This is a genomic window from Dietzia sp. Alg238-R159, from assembly GCF_900537145.1.
Lineage (GTDB): Bacteria > Actinomycetota > Actinomycetes > Mycobacteriales > Mycobacteriaceae > Dietzia > Dietzia kunjamensis.
The window spans coordinates 351646-371072 of record NZ_UNRI01000002.1 but is presented as its reverse complement, the minus strand read 5'-3'; the positions used below and the strand labels follow the sequence as shown (position 1 = coordinate 371072).

Here is a 19427-nt window from a genome sequence, read left to right as displayed (position 1 = left end):
ACCGTGACCGACACGGCTGCCCCGGAGGCCGGGCTCGGCGGGTGCCGGGCGGTCGGTCGGGGAGAGTCGCGGGCGCTCGGCGACGTGCTCGCCGCCGACCCGTTGGTGTCCGCGCCGGCGGCGGAGAAGTTCGCCTCGTCGGGTGTGGCCGCCGGCGCGGACGGACGGTTCCTCACCCTGGGTGGGCCCGAGCGGTCGCTCGTGTTCATCGGTAGTTCGGTGTTGCCGCTCCGGGGGGACCCCGCTGATCAGCGCGCTCTCGGTGACGCGGTGGCCCGACTGGGACTCGGGCCCATGTCGGTGCACGGTCGGCGCGACCTGGTCGCCGGCATGTGGCCGGCGCTGCGTGGACGTTGGGGCGAGGCCCGGGAGTACCGGGCGCACCAGTTCCTCATGGCGCTCGAGGGCCCGCTCGATCCGGCGCTCGTCCTGGACGGGATCCGGCCCGCGACCTTGGAGGAGTTCGAACCGGTGCTCGCCGCCGCCGCGGCGATGTACCGCGAGGAACTGCGCGCCGACCCGTTCGCCGTGGGCTCCGGGATACCGTTCCGTCGCCGCGTGGCGCGGTCCCTCGCGCGGGGGAGGACCTGGGTGGGGATCGACGACGGCGAGGTGGTCTTCAAGGCCGATGTCGCCGCGATCTCCCCGGAGGTCGCCCAGATCCAGGGCGTATGGGTCCACCGCGACCGGCGGGACGCCGGGCTGGGGTCCGGCGGTACCGCCGCGGTGTGCGCCGCCCTCCGCTCACGGGGGCTCCGACCTTCCCTGGTGGTGAACGGGTCGAACGGCGCGGCCCGCGCCGCTTATCGGCGGGTGGGCATGGTCGACTCCGTCGAGTACGCGACGGTCCTGCTGTGAGTCGGCTCGCAGCGCCACCCCGGGCGGGGTGGCGTCGGCCCGCCGACTGCGGGATCGGCGGCGCCTGTGGAAAAGTGGAGCACAGTCAGACCGCGGACCCCGGAAGGTTCAAACCGATGACAGACAGTGCGGCAGTGCGCGCCGTGGGCGGCTCCCTCCGGGGGAGGGCCGTGTGAGTACCCCGATGACAGCACCGGTCACCCGGGCGCCCGCGGCCGCGACGGGGCCGACGGTGGTGGCGCCGGTGACCACGACGGGCCCGGTACGGGACGCGGCTGTCGACCCGGGCTTCCGTTCGCTGCGGCCGGCCGACCGGGCCATGCGGCGTCTGCTCGGCGTCCGGGGCGTCGACCGCGAGGCCGGCTCCGGCGCCCACCGGGCGTTCCGGATCTCGGTGATGGTCTCGGCCGTTCGGTGCCTCATCACCTACCTCGCGATCCCGATTCTCGTGCCGCTGCTCAGCCTGTCCGGCTGGGTCGCGGCGCCCGTCGGTATCGCGTTGTGTGTGGTCGCCGTGGTGAACGGTGTGGTCAGCGTCCGCCGGTTCTGGGCGTCCGACCACGCCAAGCGCTGGATGTACACCGGCTTCATGGCGGTCGTGTTCGCGATCCTCGCCGTGGCGATGGTCTCCGAGTTCCACCGTCTGGGGGTGATCTGATGGATCCGCGACAGGACTCCGACCCCGGTGTGGACACCGCGGCTGACGAGACCGGCCCGGTGATGCCCGACGATTCCGGCCCGCCCGAGAACCGCGAACCCGGCCAGTCGTCCGCGGACGTGATCACGATGTGCCTGTTCGGGGCGATGGTGCTCATCGCCTCCGTGTGCTTCGTCATCTGGTGACCGGACCGGGGCGACCGGTCGCGCCGGGCGGGCCTATCCTGGGGGCATGACCACCTCCACCCGTCAGCCTCTCGTCCCAGGCGAACCCACCCCGATCCGGACCGTTCCCGAGTCGATCCCCCGGCCGGAGTACGTCTGGCGCGACAGCGTCGACGAGGCCAACGGGGAGCCGTGGATACAGCCGGCTGAGGTCATCGACGTGATGCGCGTGGCCTCCAGGCTGGCCGCGGACGCCCTCGTGCTCGCCGGCGAGGCGGTCGAGCCCGGCGTGACGACCGATGAGATCGACCGGGTCGTACACGAGTTCCTGTGCGACAACGGGGCCTACCCGTCGACCCTGGGGTACAAGTCGTTCCCCAAGTCGAGCTGTGTCTCGCTCAACGAGGTGATCTGCCACGGCATCCCCGACACCACGGTGATCCGTGACGGGGACATCGTCAACGTCGACGTCACGGCGTTCATTCACGGTGTCCACGGTGACACCAACGCGACGTTCCTGGCAGGGGACGTCAACGAGGAGGTCAGGCTCCTGGTCGAGCGCACGGAAGAGGCGATGAACCGGGGGATCAAGGCCATCCGACCCGGTCGCGAGGTCAACGTCATCGGGCGGGTCATCGAATCCTATGCCCGGCGTTTCGACTACACGGTCGTGCGGGAGTTCACCGGCCACGGTGTCGGCCCGACCTTCCACAACGGTCTGGTCGTGCTGCACTACGACGAGCCGTCCCGGACCGAGGTCCTCGAGCCGGGCATGACGTTGACAGTCGAACCGATGATCTCCCTCGGCGGGCCGGGCTTCGACGTCTGGGACGACGACTGGACCGTCACCACCGCGGACAAGGCGTGGACCGCCCAGTTCGAGCACACCGTCGTCGTCACCGAGGACGGATACGAGATCCTCACCCTGCCGTCCGGCTCCTGAGCGCGTCCGGTGCCAGCGGGCGCACCCGGCCGGTCGGGAAGAGTGTATGGACGATCGTCCTGATGTGCCCCTCGGTCGTGGACAATCCGGGGCATACTGTCCACCATGATCGATACCCCTCGCGGACCCGTGGAGCAGATCGACCTGGTGGTGGTGGGCGCCGGCTTCGGCGGCATCGCCATGGCCGACCGTCTGTTGGGGGAGGGGCGTGGCCGGGACTTCCTCGTCGTGGAGGCCGCGGACTCGGTGGGGGGCACCTGGCGCGACAACACCTACCCGGGGTGCGCCTGCGACGTCCCCACCGCTCTCTACTCGCTGTCCCGACACGCCCACCCCGGGTGGTCCCACTCGTTCGGGAGGCAACCAGAGATCCGGGCCTATCTCGAGTCCGTGACGGACCGCATCGGTCTCCGTGACCGACTCGTCACCTCCTGCGAGGTGACCGCGGCGGTGTGGGACACCGAGTCGGCGCACTGGGTCGTCGACACGAGCCGCGGGCGGATCCGGGCGCGCGATCTCGTGGTGGCCTCGGGGGCGCTGTCCGCCCCCTCGATCCCCCGGCTACCCGGTCTGGAGTCGTTCGAGGGCCAGGTGTTCCACTCCGCGAGGTGGCGCCACGACATCGCGCTCGAGGGCCGGAGGGTCGCCGTCGTCGGGACGGGGGCCTCCGCGGTCCAGTTCGTCCCCGAGATCGCCGGGCCCGCCGAGCACGTCACGGTCTTCCAGCGGACCCCGGGCTGGATCCTGCCCAGGCTGGACCGATCGATCTCCGGACGCCGTCAGCGGCTCTACCGACGCTTCCCGTTGGTACAGCGGCTGGTCCGGGGTCGTATCTACCTGGGGCGTGAGCTCTACGTCGTGGTGTTCACGCGAGCCCAGTTCCTCTTGCGGTTCTTCGAGTGGTTCGCACGGTTCTACCTCTTCCTCAAGGTGCGGGACCGCGGGATGCGCCGTGCGCTCACCCCCGACTTCTCGATCGGGTGCAAACGGGTGTTGCTCACCAGTCAGTGGCTCCCCGCCCTCAGCCGGTCCGATGTGACCCTGGTGTCCGGCGCGGCGTCGGCTGTCACCCCGCGCGGGCTCGTGGCCGACGACGGCACGGAGCATCCGGCGGACGTCATCATCTTCGGTACGGGCTTCCAGCCGACCGAGCCGCCCATCTCCCGCGTGATCACCGGCGCGGACGGGCGCACCCTCGCCGAGCACTGGGATGGCAGTCCGCGAGCGCACAACGGCATCACCGTGGCGGGGTTCCCCAACCTGTTCCTGCTGTACGGCCCCAACACCAACCTGGGGCACTCGTCGATCGTGTACATGCTCGAGTCCCAGGCTGATCACGTTCTGCGGTTGCTCGACCTCGCCGGGCGGGAGGCCCGACGCACCATCGAGGTCCGTCCGGAGGTGGAGGAGTCCTACGCCGCCCGGATGGACCGCGAACTGGCGCACACGGTGTGGAACCAGGGGGGCTGCTCGAGCTGGTACATCGACTCGCGGGGACGTAATTCCCTGCAGTGGCCGACGTTCACCTTCCGGTACCGCGAGCAGGTCCGCACCGTCGATCCGGACGACTTCGTCCTCGCCTGAGGCCGGCGGGGAGCGGGTGTCACGCGCCTCGCGGCCCCGCCCCCGATCGTCGGCCCACCGACGTCGCCCCCGGTCGTCTGCCTTCCGGCATCGTCCGGTAGCTAGAAGCCGCGGTCCGGGAAGTCCAGACCCAGCAATGCGTTCTCGACGACCTCGGCCATCGCCGGGTGGATCCAGTACTGCTTGCGCGCGAGGTCCGGCACCGTGATCTCGAACTCCATGGCCTGGATGAGGATCTGCACGAGAGACGGGGCGTGGGCGCCCATGAGGTGGGCGCCCAGGAGCAACCCGGTGGCGCGGTCGGCGATGAGCTTGCAGCACCCGACCGAGTCCTCCATCGCCCATCCGTACGCCACGTCGCCGTAGTCCTGGGTCTTCACGGTCACGTCGTACCCGGCCGCGCGGGCCTCTGCTTCCGTCAGCCCGACCGACGCGATCTGTGGCCAGCTGAACACCGCGTACGGCACGTGACTGTGGTGGAACGGCTGCAGGTTCTCCGGGTGGTTGAGGTTGTGGCCCAACACCCGCTGCTCGTGGTTGGCCACGTGCTTGAGCTGGAACGGCGAGCTCACGTCGCCCAGCGCCCAGACGCCCTCCGCCGTGGTGCGGCCGAACTCGTCCACGCGGACCCGCTCGCCGTCCATCTCCACCCCCGCCGCGTCCAAACCGAGCAGGTCCCCGTTCGGGGTCCGACCCGTGGCGACCAGCAGCGCGTCGCCTGCACAGGTCGACCCGTCCTCGAACGTGATCTCCACGCCCCGGCAGTCGTCACCGGTCGCGGTCATCGAGGTGACGTGCTGGCCGAGGCGGACGTCCCACCGTCCCCGGGCGGCGTCCGTGAACCGCTCGGCGAGTTCGCGGTCGAGGTGCTTGAGCAGTACGTCCGACCGGCCGATCACGGTGACCTCGACGCCCAGCGCGGAGAACACGTGCGCGAACTCGCAGGCGATGAATCCTGAGCCCTGGATGACCATGGATTTCGGCAACTCGGGGATCCGCATGACGTCGTCGCTGGTGTGGTACGCGATGCCGGCCCCGGTGACGATCTCGGGGATCGACGGCCGTGCCCCCGCAGCGATCACGACGGAGTCCGCGGTGATGATCTCGCCGGTCCCCGTGTCGATGGTGCGGGGGCCGACGAAGGTCGCGTGTCCGTCGAACACCGTGACGTTGTCGCAACGGTTGCGCCGGTAGTCCTCCCCGCTCGACGCGATCGGGTCGATCCGCCGGTCGAAGACCCGCGAGACGATGTCCGGCCAACGGACCCCGTCCAGCGTCGAATCGACACCGTAGGCGGACGAGTGCCGGATCGAGGTGGCCGTGTCGGCGGCGTAGACGAACATCTTGGTGGGGATGCAGCCGACGTTGAGGCAGGTGCCGCCGAACGTCCCCTTCTCGCAGATCACCACGGACTTGTCGGCGAACGATTCGTCGATCAGCGAGTTGCCGCTGCCCGTGCCGATGACGACCAGGTCGAAGTGGCGGGAGGGGGTCTGGGTCATGGGGTTCAGGACTCCTTGGTGTGTGAGGACAGGGTCTGGTCCAGCCAGCGCCCGAGATGGTCGAAGACCACCTCGAGGACGTCGGCGCGGGAGAGGAAGACGTCGTGCCGGGCACCCGGTACGGGGACGTCGGTGACGTCACGGGAGACACGGTCGGCGAAGCGCTCCATCGACCGGACGTCCAGGATCAGATCGGTGTCCACGTCGAGCACGGCGCCCCGTGGGCGGGCCCCGACCGACGACGCCGTCGAGCGGAGCAACAGAACCGGGAGCGGTAGGTCGACCCCGGACTGTAGCCGCTTCTGGGCGCGCCGGACCGCGGCCAGCCACCCCGCCCGCACACCCACCCCGCCGGGGGGCTTGAGCGTGGTGTCGAAGTGGAAGTCACCGTCGTGGTCGACGTGCGTGCTGATCACATACCGGTCCGAGGTGGGTAGCGGCAGTCGGTAGAAGGGCCGGAGGGATCCGAGCGTGCGGATGACGGGGTCCAGCACGGGGCGGGCGCGCTCCGGGACGTCGAGCTGGAACCACGGGGAGTTCAGCACCACCCCCACGACGGGGGCGAGAGCGCCCCTGTCGCGACGCCTGCCCAGCCACAACGGCACCACCAGCCCCCCGGTCGAGTGGGCGGCCACGAGGACCGGCGTTCCCGGGTGCTCGGAGACGATCACGTCGAGAGCCTGATCCAGCTCGTCGTCGTACCTCTCCAGGTCAGTGGTGAAGTGCGGTGTCAGACCTTCCCTCCGGGACCGGCCACATTTGCGCAGGTCGATCCCGTAGGTCGCGAACCCGCTCGACGCGAGGAACTCGGCGAGATGGGTGTGGAAGAAGTAGTCCGACAGGCCGTGGACGACCAGGACGACGCCGGTGGGCTCGGTCGGTGCGTCCTCGTGGCGGACGAGGGTCGCGGAGATCTCACCCTCACCGTCGGGATCGGCACCGAGAGGCAGGTCGCGCCGTGTGTACGACGGCCCCAGCAGATCCGGGGCCCACTGCGGGTCGGATCCGTCGGGGGCGCCGGGATCTGGAGAGGGCGTCGACACGACGACCACCCTAGTCCGGTGTGTCCCACGCCCGGCGCGGTGAGTAGTCTGACAACCCTGTGGGCGCGGGCCTGTCGGGACGACCCGCGTCGACGAGAGATTCGGGTCCACGACCAATGAGCGAGGGTAGCCGGTGACTTCAGACCAGGTGGCAAAGCACGGAACGACGGATGTGGCGCTCATCGGCGCGGGCACCATGAGCGCGACTCTGGGTGCCCTGCTGCGGCGGCTCCAACCGGACTGGGACATCCAGGTGTTCGAACGGCTCGAGGGGCCCGCACTGGAATCCTCCGACGCCTGGAACAACGCCGGCACCGGGCATTCCGCCCTCTGCGAGCTCAACTACTCGCCCAAGACCGCCGACGGCGACGTCGACATCACCAAGGCCGTCAGCGTCAACGAGAAGTTCCAGGTCTCCCGGCAGTTCTGGTCCTATGCGGTCGAGAACACCATCCTCGGCGACCCCACCGAGTGGATCCGCCCCGTCCCGCACATGAGCTTCGTGGCGGGCAAGGACGGTCAGGACTACCTCCGGAAGCGTTACGACAAGCTCGCCGGGCACCCACTCTTCCCGGGAATGGGTCACACCACCGACTTCTCCGAGCTGGAGCGGCTCGTTCCGCTCATGGCCCGCGGTCGCTCGCCCGAGCAGCCCTTCGCCCTGAGCCACTTCTCGAACGGCACCGACGTCAACTTCGGTGCGCTCACCCGGCAGCTCATCAAGTACCTCACCCGCACGGGCACCGAGGTGCACTACCAGAACCAGGTCAAGGACCTCGAGCGCAACAGTGACGGCAGCTGGCGGCTGACCGTGGCCAACCGGCACACCGGTGACGAACGCACCGTCGACGCCAAGTTCGTGTTCGTCGGCGCGGGTGGCGGTGCGCTGCACCTGCTCCAGAAGTCCGGCATCCCCGAGATCAAGGGCATCGGCGGCTTCCCCGTGGGCGGCCAGTGGCTGCGATGCACCAACCCCGAGCTCATCGAGCAGCACCAGGCGAAGGTCTACAGCCAGGCCTCCGTGGGCGCGCCGCCCATGTCGGTGCCGCACCTGGACACCCGCGTCATCGACGGCAAGAAGGGTCTGCTGTTCGGGCCGTTCGCCGGGTGGACCCCCAAGTTCCTCAAGATGGGCAGTTTCCTCGACCTGCCGTCGAGCATCCGGGCCGGGAACCTGCTGCCCATGGCCAATATCGGCCTCACCGAGATGAGCCTGGTCAAGTACCTCATCACGGAGCTCGCCAAGAACCACGGCGCCCGGGTCGACGCGTTGCGCGACTTCGTGCCGTCGGCCCGGGACGGGGAGTGGGAGAAGGTCGTCGCCGGTCAGCGCGTCCAGGTGATCAAGCCCAACGGGCGGGGCGGGACCCTGGAGTTCGGCACCGCGGTGGTCAACGCGGCGGACGGGTCCATCGCGGGCCTCCTCGGTGCGTCCCCGGGCGCGTCCACGGCCGTTGACGCCATGGTCGACGTGCTCAAGCGTTGCTTCCCGAGCCGGTTCGCGGAGTGGACCCCCGCCCTCGAGGAGATGATCCCCTCGCTCGGCCGGGATCTCGCTGCGGAGCCGTCGCTGTTCACCGAGCAGTTCGAGCGCTCGACCCGCACGCTGAAGCTCGACCAGAAGGCCTGACGGAACGACGCTGATCCGCCACCACGCACCATTCCTCATCCCCCGCTCACCCGACGTGGTGGCCGGGGGATGAGTCGTGTCACGGGCCGCGGGCCGAGGCCGGGGGCGAAGCCGTGGGCGGATAGGATCAGCGCCATGATCCGGCCTGTGAACCCGTACCCCGTCGGTCTGGACCTCGAAGGCCGTCGTGTCGTGGTGATCGGCGGAGGGTCCGTTGCGCAACGACGCATCCCCGTCCTGCTCGCGGCGGGTGCGGTAGTGCACCTCGTGAGCCCCGACGTCACGCCCACGCTTCAGGGACTCGTGGACGCCGGACGAATCTGGTGGGAGCCACGAGAGTACGAATCAGGCGATCTCGAGAATGCGTGGTACGTGGTCGCCGCGACGCGGAACTCCCTGGTCAACGCCCGGGTCGCGGCCGAGGCCGAGCAGAACCGCACCTTCTGCGTCCGGGCTGACGCCGTGACGTCGGGTTCCGCGGTGACCCCGGCGGTGGTCCGCAGGGGCGAGATGCTCGTCGCAGTTCTCACCGGCGACCGCGCGCGTACCGCCGAGGCCCGGGACGTGGTCGCGCGGGCGCTCAGCGACGCGGGGGCGGAGGCACCCGAGGTCGACGAGGCGCTCCGGGGCACGGTGGCGTTGGTCGGCGGCGGGCCGGGAGCCGACGATCTCATGACGGTGCGTGGACGTCGACTGCTCGCCCGCGCCGACGTGGTCGTGGCCGACCGTCTCGCTCCCCAGCGCCCGCTGGCCGAGCTGCGGGCGGACGTCGAGATCGTCGATGCGGCCAAGATCCCCTACGGACGGGCCATGGCACAGGACGCGATCAACGAGGTGCTGGTGGACCGGGCACGCGCCGGCAAGTTCGTGGTACGCCTCAAGGGCGGGGACCCGTTCCTCTACGGGCGTGGCTACGAGGAGGCGCAGGCGTGCGCGGAGGCGGGAGTGCCGTGCACGGTCGTGCCGGGCGTCTCCAGCGCCCTCGCCGTCCCGGCCCTCGCGGGGATTCCCGTGACCAACCGCGGGATGACACATGAACTGACGGTCGTGTCCGGGCACCTCCCGCCCGGACACCCGGGCTCCCTCATCGACTGGGACGCCCTCGCGCGCATGCGCGGGACCCTGGTCGTGTTGATGGGAGTCAGGAACTCTCCGGCGATCGCCGAGACGCTCATGGCGGGGGGCCGCTCGTCGGACACCCCCTCCGCGGTGATCGTCGACGGCAGTCTCGACGGGCAGTCGACCTTTCGTTGCACGCTCGGCACCCTGACCGAGACGCTGGAGACCCACGACGTCAGGCCCCCGGCCATCGTGGTGGTCGGCGACGTGGCCGGGTTGCCGCAGGCGCTGTCCACGGACCTGCGGCACCGCTGACCCGTTCCGGCGCCGGGCGTTGTGCGCGCCCCGTCAGGAACCGACTCGGCGCCGCTCGGTCAGGAAGACGTCCGAGAAGGTGGCCGGATCCTGACCGCGTAGGCGCGAGGTGTGGTCCTGCATGACCAGCCGCGCCGAACAGACGTTGCGGACAGCCACCAGCTCGACCTCGACGCCGGGGAGTTCCTCCGCCAGGCGGCGCGCGATCGCCAGTCCCTCGCGGTACCAGCCGACCGGATCGACGCCGTCGGTCCAGACGGGCACGCCGTAGCCGTAGCCGAGGAAACCGAGGGCGGCGCCGCTGTCGTCGACGCTGCTCCCGTAGTCCACGAATCCGCGTCGCCAGTCGTCATTCCATCGCAGGATCCGGCTCTCCAGGCCAGGGGTCAGTCCGAGGCTGCGAGGCGTGGCGAAGTCCATGAACCCTTCCCTGAGGCGGGGAGGCTGGTAGTAGGGGAGCCGTCCCGCCCACAGTCCCCACGTGACGCCGTACTCGGGCATGAGTCGGATCGTCGGCGTGCGGTCGGGGTCGGGTCCGTTCCCCGGCGTCCGCCAGCCCTCGGTGCGCACGTACTCGCCTCGCAGGGGGTGGACGTAGTCCAGTTGCTCGGCGGCCAGCTCACACAGGACATACCGCTCGGCGGTGCAGAACACCGCTCTTCCGGGCAGGCTCACCTCGAGCTGGTCGGCGAGCTCGTGGCCGCGGTCGAACCAGACCATCTCGTCGAAGCCCTCGCGCCACACGGGTTGGTCGACGGGGCGGTCGCCGAGATGGACGAAGTTCTCCTCCCATTCCTCGATCCACCCCTCGAGGTCGTCCCGCAGCTCGCCGGGGATGTCGAGGTCGGCGGCCACGCCCTGATCGTGTCGCCGATGTCCGGGCGGGAAGGCGGAGGACGAACCGAAGAGGTACGCCCCGTAGTACTGGACCGGGGACAGGCACAGACGGAGCAACGAGGCGAGCCCCGGCTCCTCCTGAAGCCGCCAGGCGGCGCGGGAACCGTGCGAGGGGAGGACCCGTGGTGTGGCGGGGACGGCGTCGGGATCGGGACTCGAACTCACGGCTCCGTGACCATGGTGAGAACCGTATCCGAGGTGCGCTCGAGGGTGTGCCCGGCCCGACGGGCTACCCGGAGGAGCGCGGCTACGTCACCCATCTCGGCCCGGGACGTGGCGAGCGTCCGGGCGAGGAGACCCTTGTGATGCTTGGAGAAGTGCGAGACCACCTTGCGGGTGCCGTCGGGGTAGTCGGTGACGACGTCGACGGTGATCGCCCCCGGGACCGGCCCCAGCTGGTGGTAACCGCCGGAGCGCAGGTCCACCACGAGGTCGTCGCGCCACCCCGTGGTGGCGGCGGTGAGTGCCGGCTTCCAGGTCGAACGCAGGGTACCCAGTCCGGGCAACTGCGTCCCGGCAGAGAGGCGGTAGTGCGGAATGGGGTCGGTCGCACCGAGCAGTCCGAAGAGGGCCGAGCCGATCCACAGTCGCGACTCCGCTCGTGACCGGGTGGCCGCGGTGAACGAGGCGGTGTCGAGGGCGTCGAAGAGGACGCCGGTGTAGCGGCTCAGCGCCGACGCGGTGGGGGAGGTCCACAGGTCGGCGTTCAGTGTCACCTCGTGGCCGAGTTTCTCACTCAGCCCGAGCGCGTCGCGAGCTGCCGCCGCCTCGCCAGAGCACAGCGAGACGAGGGAGTCGGCGACGGTGCGGCGGGTTTCCTCGAGCTCGGGGAGCGAGAGCGCGGCCAGGTCGAGCGGTTCCCCGGACCCGCCGACGGATTTGGTCTCGGAAGGGGACAGGAGGATACGCACCCGGCTCAGGGTACCGAGGCCACCGGTAGCCCCGACGGCGGGCGGTGGGTCCGCGAGCAGGGGCGGCTAGGCTGGTGCATCGTGATCACGCGTCTGTCCCGCCTTTTCCTGCGCACGCTCCGCGATGACCCGGCCGATGCCGAGGTCCTCAGCCACAAACTGCTGGTCCGCGCCGGGTACGTCCGCCGCGTCGCTCCCGGCGTGTACTCCTGGCTGCCGCTGGGTCTGCGCACCCTCCGCAGAGTCGAGCAGGTGGTGCGCGAGGAGATGAACGCCTTCGGCGCGCAGGAGATCACGCTGCCCGCACTCCTGCCGCGGGAACCGTACGAGACCACCGGACGGTGGACCGAGTACGGCCCGGCGTTGTTCCGGCTGAAGGACCGCAAGGGCAACGACATGATGCTCGGCCCCACCCACGAGGAGCTCTTCACGCTCACCGTGCAGGGCGAGTACTCCTCGTACAAGGACCTGCCCGTCACGCTGTACCAGATCCAGACCAAGTACCGCGACGAGGAGCGACCCCGCGCCGGGATCCTGCGCGGTCGCGAATTCGTCATGAAGGACTCGTACTCGTTCGACGTCGACGATGCCGGACTCGAACGCTCCTATCGGGCCCACCGAGAGGCGTACCGACGCATCTTCGACCGTCTCGGGATCGAGTACGTCATCTGTGCCGCCACCTCCGGTGCGATGGGGGGGTCCGCCTCCGAGGAGTTCCTCGCGGTCTCCGCGGCGGGAGAGGACACGTTCGTCCGCTCCACCGACGGAAGCTACGCGGCCAATGTCGAGGCCGTCATCACCCCCGCACCCCCCGCTCTCCCGATCGAGGGTTCGCCGCGCGCGGTCGTGCACGACACCCCGGACGCGCCGACCATCGAGGCGCTCGTCGCCTGGGCGAACTCCGCCGACCTGGGCCGGGAGGTGACCGCCGCGGACACCCTCAAGAACGTGTTGCTCAAGGTGCGTCAGCCCGGTCAGGACTGGGAGTTGCTGGCCGTGGGCCTACCGGGTGACCGTGAGGTCGACATGAAGCGGGTCGAGGCCGCGCTCGAGCCGGCGGAGGTCGAGCTCCTCGACGAGGCCGATTTCAAGGCCAACCCGTTCCTCGTCAAGGGGTACATCGGCCCGCGCGCGCTGCAGGAGAACGAGGTCCGCTACCTGGTCGACCCGCGGGTGGTCGACGGCACGGCGTGGATCACCGGAGCCGACGAGCCCGGCAAGCACGTGGTGGACCTGGTGTGCGGCCGTGACTTCACCCCGGACGGCACCATCGAGGTCGCCGAGGTGAGGGAGGGCGACCCGGCACCGGACGGGCACGGCACCCTGACCCTGGCGCGCGGGATCGAGATCGGCCACATCTTCCAGCTGGGCCGGAAGTACACCGACGCCTTCAAGTTCGACGTGCTGGGCGAGAACGGCAAGCCCGCGAGGGTGACCATGGGGTCGTACGGCATCGGGGTATCGCGTCTCGTGGCGGTACTCGCGGAGCAGTTCGCCGACGACAAGGGTCTGGTCTGGCCCGCCGAGGCCGCTCCCGCGGACGTCCACGTGGTGATCGCCAACAAGGACGATGCCGCGATCTCCGGTGCCGCGACCCTGGTGGAGGCCTTCGACCGCGCCCGACTCGAAGTGCTCTTCGACGACCGCAAGGCCTCGCCCGGTGTGAAGTTCAAGGATGCCGAGCTGATCGGTGTGCCGTGGGTGGTCGTGGTGGGTCGCGGCTGGTCCGAGGGAACAGTCGAGCTGCGCGAGCGCGCCACCGGTGAGGTGACCCAGGTGCCGGTGGACGGTGCCGCGGAGGAGATCGTCCGGTTGATCGGCCCCGGCCGCCCCTGAGCCTCAGGCCGGCGGCGGGAACCCGGGCAGCGCCTCGAACGGCGCTCCCGGGACCAGGGTCCTCCACCGTGCCAGTTGCACCGCCGCCGCGGTGAGGGCGTCCACGCAGAAACGCCGGGTCTCCGGCGTCCGGGCGAGGCCGAGTTCGACGCGCCAGGCCTCGCAACAGTCCGATTCGATCCGGATCGCCAGAAGGACGGGGGCGCCGGGGGCCTCCGGATCGGGGACGTAGCCGACCGGCGCGGGGGGCGATTCCGGCCACAGCAATTCGGCCGCGTCCCGACGGGCTCGATGAGCCGCGAGTTCACGCCTGACAGCTGCTCGGATGGACCCGTCCGCCCGGGCGAGGACGAGTCCGTACCCGTAGACCGCCGCGTCCTCGGCGGCCAATCCGACCGGGGCGCTCACGCGAGCTCCACCTCGACCGCTGCGGTGCACGCCGCCGAGACCGCGCCGGCGATCTCCGCCTCTGCCCCCTCGGTCGCCGCGGCCACACCGGCGGCGTCGGCCGCGTCCGCACGGAGGCGAGAGCGCACCTCGTCGGCGGGTGGGCACACCGGCGGGGCCGACGGCACAGGTGTCGGTGTGGCGTCGTCCTCCGGGCCTTCCACGATCGCGGTGAGCCGTTCCGCATGGACCCTCCGCACGTCGGCGATCCGTCGCAGGGCGTCCACCCGGTCGCCGTGGGAGGCGTCCGCGGCCGCGAGTTCGCGTGCGTCTCGTTCGGCGGCCTCGAGCAGGCCGAGCAGGGGATCGGGACGGTCGGTGACCGTGGGCAGGGCACAGCCACCGGCGACGGCGAGCCCGGCGACGCCGGCGGCCGCGACGGCGAACTGACGGCGCGAGAGGACGACGGGGGCGGAAGGGTGCACTCCGACATCCTGCCAGGGGTCGGAGAAGGGGGCGGCGAGGCGGTACAGTGATGCGGCCCGTCCGCGTCCCGGAACGGGATCCGCCAGCCCGCAGTCCAGGAGCACAGTGATCGTCCCCGAGCCCGACCGGGCCCATATACGCAAGGCGGTCTCGGACCGCAGCCTCGACCTGGAGGACATCCGGGAGGACACCCGTTCGTCCACGTGGCACGTGACGATCGTCGTGGACGGGGACTCCGGCGTCGCCCTCGACGATCTCGCCGAACTGTCCGTCGATCTCGACCCCCTCGCCGAGCAGTGGGGAGGGGCGGGCCAGCCGGTCACGCTGGAGGTCACCAGCAGGGGCGTCGACGCGCCGCTGGAGCACCCCCGGCACTGGCTCCGTGCCCGAGGACGCCAGGTCGACCTGCTCTACATCGACGGAGCCGAGGGACCGACCCGCGGGCGGATCGGAGACCTCGACGAGGACTCGGGGACCGTCCGCATCGTGTCGAGGGCGGGCCGGGGAACGAGAGTGGACTCGGTAGCGTTGGATCAGGTGGCCCGCGCCGTGATCCGGGTCGAGTTCCGGCCAGCTCCACAGCAGGAGCTGGACCTGTTGTCCGAACCGGAGAACCCCGGGCACGGCGTGCGAGAAGGAGAAAACCGTTGAACATCGACATGGCAGCGCTGAACATGCTGTCCCGAGAGCGCGAGATCCCGCTGGACGACCTCGTGCAGACTCTCGAAAACGCCCTGCTCACCGCCTACAAGCGAACCGAGGGCTCGCATCGGGTGGCCCGGATCGCGCTGGACCGCAAAGCGGGCACGGTCGCCGTCATGGCCGCCGAGGTGGACGAGGACGGCAACCGCATCGGGGAGTTCGACGCGACCCCCTCGGACTTCGGGCGGGTGGCCGCGGCGACGGCCCGGCAGATCATCCTCCAGCGTCTGCGCGAAGCCGAGACCGACCGCATCTACGGTGATCTCGTCACGAGAGAGGGCGAGGTGGTCAGTGGCGTCATCCAGTCCGACTCCCGCGCCAACGCCCGCGGGATGGTGGTCGTGCACATCGGACCCGAGAACGGGGGCACCGAGGGGACCATCGCCCCGGCCGAGCAGGTACCGGGCGAGAGCTACACGCACGGGGAGCGCATCAAGTGCCACGTGATCGGGGTGCACAAGGGACCCCACGGCGCCTCCGTCTCGCTCTCCCGCACCCACCCGGACCTGGTCCGGGGACTGTTCGCGCTCGAGGTCCCGGAGATCGACGACGGCTCGGTGCGGATCGCGGCGATCGCCCGTGAGGCCGGCCACCGGACGAAGATCGCGGTGGAATCCTCCGTCTCGGGACTCAACGCGAAGGGCGCCTGTATCGGGCCGAACGGGGCCCGTGTGCGCGCGGTCATGGCCGAACTCAACGACGAGAAGATCGACATCGTCGACTACGACGACGACCCGACGGTGTTCGTCGGCAACGCCCTGTCCCCGGCGAAGGTGATCTCTGTCACCGTCGCCGATGCCACCAACAGGGCGGCCCGCGTCGTCGTCCCCGACTACCAGCTGTCCCTGGCGATCGGGAAGGAAGGCCAGAACGCACGTCTGGCACACCGCCTGACCCAGTGGCGGATCGACATCCACAGCGACGCGGAGTGACGCGCTGCGCCGCCCGCCGCCACGCGGTCGGGCGCGCCGTTAGTGTCGACACGGCATTGTCTGTAGACTGATCAGTTGTCACAGTGACTTCACGTCCACCCGTCCACTCGGGCCGGGCGGCGAGAGACCGAGGTGGCCGGATGCAGGGACGCGAGGACCAGCGGTTCGGTACCGCCGAGGCCGCTGGTCCGATCAGGACCTGTGTCGGTTGCCGGGGTCGGGACTCCGATTCCCGACTGCTGCGGATCGTTCACGATCCGGAGACGGCCGCGCTCTCGCCCGATCCGCGCCGACGGGCGGTCGGACGAGGGGCCTGGGTGCATCGCGAACCGCGCTGCATCACGACAGCGCTCGACCGCAAGGCCTTCACCAGGGCCCTGCGGATCGCCGGGAACGTGTCCCAGGACGCGATCACGGAGGTACTCGAGGCACTACGCCTCGGGCGCGACACCACCCGCCGACCGCTCGGTTCGGCAGGGGGAGCACAAGAGAAGGAACGGACCAGACACGATGAGCACACCGTGAAGCTCCAGCGATGAACGTCCATCGAATGTAGACCGAGGTCGCGCGGCCAGCCCTGCCGTGGAGACCTCGCAGTGAGGAGAGCAGTGGCAGGCAAGCCCCGGGTACACGAGCTGGCAAAAGAGTTCGGTATCACCAGTAAAGAACTTCTGACGAAACTCCGCGATCAGGGAGAGTTCGTCAAATCCGCTTCCTCGACGTTGGAGGCCCCGGTCGTCCGGCGCCTGCGCGAGGCACATGCACCGGCAGGCGGCGACTCCGCTCCGGCCCCGTCCACGTCCGCAGGAGGCGCTGCGCCCAAGCCGGGTGCACCCTCCAAGCCGGCGCCGGGTCCCCGCCCGGGCGGGGACCCGCGCTCCGCGGCTCCCAAGCCCGCGGCCGGACCCACACCGGGCGCGAAGCCCGCGGCCCCCGCGCCGGCTCCCAAGCCGACCCCGGGTGCCAAGCCCGCGGCCCCCGCGGCCCCCGCGCCGGCTGCCAAGCCGGAGTCGGGTCCGACCCCGGGCGCCAAGCCCGGTTCCCAGCGTCCGAGCCCGGGGGCGACCCCCGGCGCGGCCGCCGCAGCATCCCGCCCGGCTCCCGGGCCGCGCGCGTCGGGGCCGAAGCCCGGCCCCAAGGCGCCTCGCGTCGGGAACAACCCGTACTCCAGCGGCACCACGCCCGCGCCGCGTCCGCAGGGCGGTCCCCGCCCGGCACCCGGCCAGGGTGGGCCCCGTCCCGGAGGCGCCCGTCCGGGCGCACCCGGTCAGGGTGGGCCCCGTCCCCCGCAGCGGTCGGGGGCACCGGGTCAGGGCGGTCCCCGTCCCAACCCCGGCAACATGCCGGCGCGTCCCAGCCCCGGTCAGATGCCGGGTCAGGTCGCGCGTCCCGCGGCGGGTCGCGGCCGTCCGGGTGGCCCAGGTGGCCGTCCGGGTGGTGGTGGTTTCCGTCCCGGTGGTGGTGGCGGTGCACCCGCAGCCGGCGGCGGCGGTTTCCGCGGTCGTCCCGGCGGCGGCAACCGTGGCCGCGGTGGTGCCGCAGGCGCGTTCGGTCGTCCCGGTGGCGCCCCGCGTCGTGGTCGCAAGTCGAAGCGGCAGAAGCGTCAGGAATACGATTCGATGCGGGCCCCGGAGGTCGGCGGCGTCCGGCTTCCCGACGGTCGCGGGCAGGTCCTGCGGCTGGCACAGGGTGCTTCGCTGAGCGATTTCGCGGACAAGATCGACGTCAATCCCGCGCAGCTGGTCCAGGCCCTGTTCAACCTGGGTGAAATGGTCACGGCGACGCAGTCGGTCACCCCGGAGACCCTCCAGCTCCTCGGTGAGGAGATGGGCTACAAGGTCCAGATCGTCAGCCCCGAGGACGAGGACCGCGAGCTGCTCGAGGCCTTCGACCTGTCCTTCGGCGAGGACGAGGGCGGCGAAGAGGATCTCGAGCGTCGTCCCCCGGTTGTCACCGTCATGGGTCACGTCGACCACGGCAAGACCCGACTGCTCGACAGCATCCGGTCGGCGAAGGTCGGCGAGGGTGAGGCCGGCGGCATCACCCAGCACATCGGTGCCTACCAGGTCACCGCGCCGGTCGACGGGGTCGAGCGCACGATCACCTTCATCGACACCCCGGGTCACGAGGCGTTCACCGCCATGCGTGCCCGCGGCGCCAAGTCGACCGACATCGCGATCATCGTGGTGGCGGCGGACGACGGCGTGATGCCGCAGACGGTCGAGGCGATCAACCACGCACAGGCGGCAGAGGTGCCGGTCGTGGTGGCGGTCAACAAGATCGACAAGGAGGGCGCGCAGCCCGACAAGATCCGCGGCCAGATGACCGAGTACGGCCTCGTGCCGGAGGAGTACGGTGGCGACACCATGTTCGTCGACATCTCCGCCAAGCAGAACCTGAACATCGATTCGCTGCTCGAGGCCGTCGTCCTGACCGCCGATGCGTCTCTCGACCTCCGTGCGAACCCGGACATGGACGCGCAGGGCGTCGCGATCGAGGCGCACCTCGACCGCGGTCGTGGGCCTGTGGCCACAGTGCTCATCCAGCGCGGCACGCTGCGGGTCGGCGACTCGATCGTCGCCGGCGACGCCTACGGTCGCGTCCGACGCATGGTCGACGAGCACGGCGAGGACGTCACCGAGGCGACACCGTCGCGTCCGGTCCAGGTCATCGGTCTGACCAGCGTCTGTGGCGCCGGTGACACCCTGATGGTGGTCGAGGAGGATCGGACCGCACGGCAGATCGCCGACCGTCGTAACGCGCGCAAGCGCAACGCGATGGCCGCCCGTAGCCGTCGCCGGATCAGCCTCGAGGACCTGGATTCGCATCTCAAGGAGACGAGCCAGCTCAACCTCGTCATCAAGGGTGACAACTCCGGTACGGTCGAGGCCCTCGAAGAAGCCCTCCTGGGGATCGAGATCGACGACGAGGTGCAGCTGCGCGTCATCGACCGCGGTGTCGGTGCCGTCACCGAGACGAACGTCAACCTGGCGGCGGCGTCCGACGCGGTGATCATCGGGTTCAACGTCCGAGCTGAGGGTAAGGCCACCGAGATGGCCAACCGTGAGGGCGTGGACATCCGCTACTACTCGATCATCTACCAGGCGATCGACGAGATCGAGGCTGCGCTCAAGGGCATGCTCAAGCCGATCTACGAGGAGAAGCAGCTCGGTCAGGCGGAGATCCGCCAGCTGTTCCGTTCGTCGAAGGTCGGCACGATCGCCGGTTGTATGGTGCTCGACGGCATCATGCGGCGTAACGCGAAGGCCCGCCTCATCCGCGACGGCAACGTCGTCCAGGAGGAGATGTCCGTCACGTCGCTGCGTCGCGAGAAGGACGACGTCACCGAGGTCCGCGAGGGCTTCGAGTGTGGTCTGACGGTGTCGTACTCCGACATCAAGATCGGTGACATCATCGAGACGTACGAGCTCGTCGAGAAGCCCCGCGACTGACGTCGCAGGGCACTGTCGTGGGGGCGGGTTCCGTGGGAGACGGACCTGCCCCCGCGGTGCGCTCGTCA

18 protein-coding genes are annotated in these 19427 nt (G+C 70.3%); 12 read left to right on the top strand and 6 right to left on the bottom strand.

Annotation, left to right across the window (positions count from 1 at the left end; translation table 11 throughout):
• Positions 1 to 3 precede the first annotated feature (3 nt).
• The 5 genes from G6R20_RS06480 to G6R20_RS06460 all read left to right on the top strand — a co-directional run bounded on the left by G6R20_RS06480 (position 4) and on the right by G6R20_RS06460 (position 4207).
• Positions 4 to 858 carry a GNAT family N-acetyltransferase gene (locus G6R20_RS06480; protein ID WP_163375880.1) on the top strand — a complete coding sequence of 285 codons (855 nt, stop codon included), beginning with the start codon at positions 4 to 6 and terminating at the stop codon, positions 856 to 858.
• Positions 859 to 1030: 172 nt separating this feature from the next.
• Positions 1031 to 1516 carry a hypothetical protein gene (locus G6R20_RS06475; protein ID WP_240341303.1) on the top strand — a complete coding sequence of 162 codons (486 nt, stop codon included), beginning with the start codon at positions 1031 to 1033 and terminating at the stop codon, positions 1514 to 1516.
• Positions 1516 to 1701: a hypothetical protein gene (locus G6R20_RS06470; RefSeq protein WP_163375879.1), complete on the top strand. Its 186-nt coding sequence runs from the start codon at positions 1516 to 1518 to the stop codon at positions 1699 to 1701. The genes G6R20_RS06475 and G6R20_RS06470 overlap by 1 nt, the downstream gene beginning before the upstream one ends.
• Positions 1702 to 1747: 46 nt before the next feature.
• Positions 1748 to 2623, top strand: a complete 876-nt coding sequence (map, locus tag G6R20_RS06465; protein ID WP_163375878.1) for a type I methionyl aminopeptidase — start codon at positions 1748 to 1750, stop codon at positions 2621 to 2623.
• Between the two features lie 105 nt (positions 2624 to 2728).
• Positions 2729 to 4207: an NAD(P)/FAD-dependent oxidoreductase gene (locus G6R20_RS06460; RefSeq protein ID WP_119192735.1), complete on the top strand. Its 1479-nt coding sequence runs from the start codon at positions 2729 to 2731 to the stop codon at positions 4205 to 4207.
• Between the two features lie 101 nt (positions 4208 to 4308).
• On the opposite strand, the gene mtr is transcribed toward G6R20_RS06460, so the two are convergent.
• Entirely contained in the window at positions 4309 to 5709 is a 1401-nt protein-coding gene (gene mtr / locus G6R20_RS06455) for a mycothione reductase (RefSeq protein ID WP_119192734.1), read from the bottom strand.
• 5 nt (positions 5710 to 5714) lie between these two features.
• Positions 5715 to 6752 carry an alpha/beta hydrolase gene (locus G6R20_RS06450; protein WP_240341302.1) on the bottom strand — a complete coding sequence of 346 codons (1038 nt, stop codon included), beginning with the start codon at positions 6750 to 6752 and terminating at the stop codon, positions 5715 to 5717.
• Positions 6753 to 6885: 133 nt separating this feature from the next.
• On the opposite strand from G6R20_RS06450, the gene mqo reads away from it, so the two are divergent.
• Positions 6886 to 8382 (top strand): malate dehydrogenase (quinone), encoded by a 1497-nt coding sequence (gene mqo, locus G6R20_RS06445; protein WP_163375877.1) that lies wholly within the window; start codon positions 6886 to 6888, stop codon positions 8380 to 8382.
• Positions 8383 to 8517: 135 nt separating this feature from the next.
• Positions 8518 to 9756: a uroporphyrinogen-III C-methyltransferase gene (gene cobA / locus G6R20_RS06440; protein WP_163375876.1), complete on the top strand. Its 1239-nt coding sequence runs from the start codon at positions 8518 to 8520 to the stop codon at positions 9754 to 9756.
• Positions 9757 to 9789: 33 nt separating this feature from the next.
• Here the strand turns inward: cobA and G6R20_RS06435 are convergent, their stop codons facing one another.
• Both G6R20_RS06435 and G6R20_RS06430 read right to left on the bottom strand, forming a co-directional pair.
• Positions 9790 to 10818, bottom strand: coding sequence for a hypothetical protein (locus G6R20_RS06435; protein WP_163375875.1), 1029 nt, complete (start codon positions 10816 to 10818; stop codon positions 9790 to 9792).
• Positions 10815 to 11564, bottom strand: coding sequence for a peroxide stress protein YaaA (locus tag G6R20_RS06430; protein ID WP_163375874.1), 750 nt, complete (start codon positions 11562 to 11564; stop codon positions 10815 to 10817). The genes G6R20_RS06435 and G6R20_RS06430 overlap by 4 nt, the downstream gene beginning before the upstream one ends.
• Before the next feature lie 81 nt (positions 11565 to 11645).
• Between G6R20_RS06430 and G6R20_RS06425 the strand changes: the two genes are divergently transcribed.
• Positions 11646 to 13400: a proline--tRNA ligase gene (locus tag G6R20_RS06425; RefSeq protein ID WP_163375873.1), complete on the top strand. Its 1755-nt coding sequence runs from the start codon at positions 11646 to 11648 to the stop codon at positions 13398 to 13400.
• A gap of 3 nt (positions 13401 to 13403) precedes the next feature.
• Here G6R20_RS06425 and G6R20_RS06420 read toward each other — a convergent pair whose 3' ends face one another.
• Together G6R20_RS06420 and G6R20_RS06415 are read right to left on the bottom strand one after the other, a co-directional pair.
• On the bottom strand, positions 13404 to 13808 hold the full coding sequence (locus tag G6R20_RS06420) for a DUF4439 domain-containing protein (RefSeq protein ID WP_163375872.1): 405 nt from the start codon (positions 13806 to 13808) through the stop codon (positions 13404 to 13406).
• Positions 13805 to 14272, bottom strand: a complete 468-nt coding sequence (locus G6R20_RS06415; protein WP_163375871.1) for a hypothetical protein — start codon at positions 14270 to 14272, stop codon at positions 13805 to 13807. The genes G6R20_RS06420 and G6R20_RS06415 overlap by 4 nt, the downstream gene beginning before the upstream one ends.
• 106 nt (positions 14273 to 14378) lie before the next feature.
• Between G6R20_RS06415 and G6R20_RS06410 the strand changes: the two genes are divergently transcribed.
• From G6R20_RS06410 to infB, 4 genes are all read left to right on the top strand, one after another.
• On the top strand, positions 14379 to 14924 hold the full coding sequence (locus G6R20_RS06410) for a ribosome maturation protein RimP (protein ID WP_163375870.1): 546 nt from the start codon (positions 14379 to 14381) through the stop codon (positions 14922 to 14924).
• Positions 14921 to 15907 carry a transcription termination factor NusA gene (gene nusA, locus G6R20_RS06405; protein ID WP_163375869.1) on the top strand — a complete coding sequence of 329 codons (987 nt, stop codon included), beginning with the start codon at positions 14921 to 14923 and terminating at the stop codon, positions 15905 to 15907. Before G6R20_RS06410 ends, nusA begins: the two co-directional genes overlap by 4 nt.
• 140 nt (positions 15908 to 16047) lie before the next feature.
• Positions 16048 to 16446 carry a YlxR family protein gene (locus G6R20_RS06400; RefSeq protein WP_163375868.1) on the top strand — a complete coding sequence of 133 codons (399 nt, stop codon included), beginning with the start codon at positions 16048 to 16050 and terminating at the stop codon, positions 16444 to 16446.
• A 69-nt stretch (positions 16447 to 16515) separates the two neighbouring features.
• On the top strand, positions 16516 to 19359 hold the full coding sequence (gene infB, locus G6R20_RS06395) for a translation initiation factor IF-2 (protein WP_163375867.1): 2844 nt from the start codon (positions 16516 to 16518) through the stop codon (positions 19357 to 19359).
• Positions 19360 to 19427 lie beyond the last annotated feature (68 nt).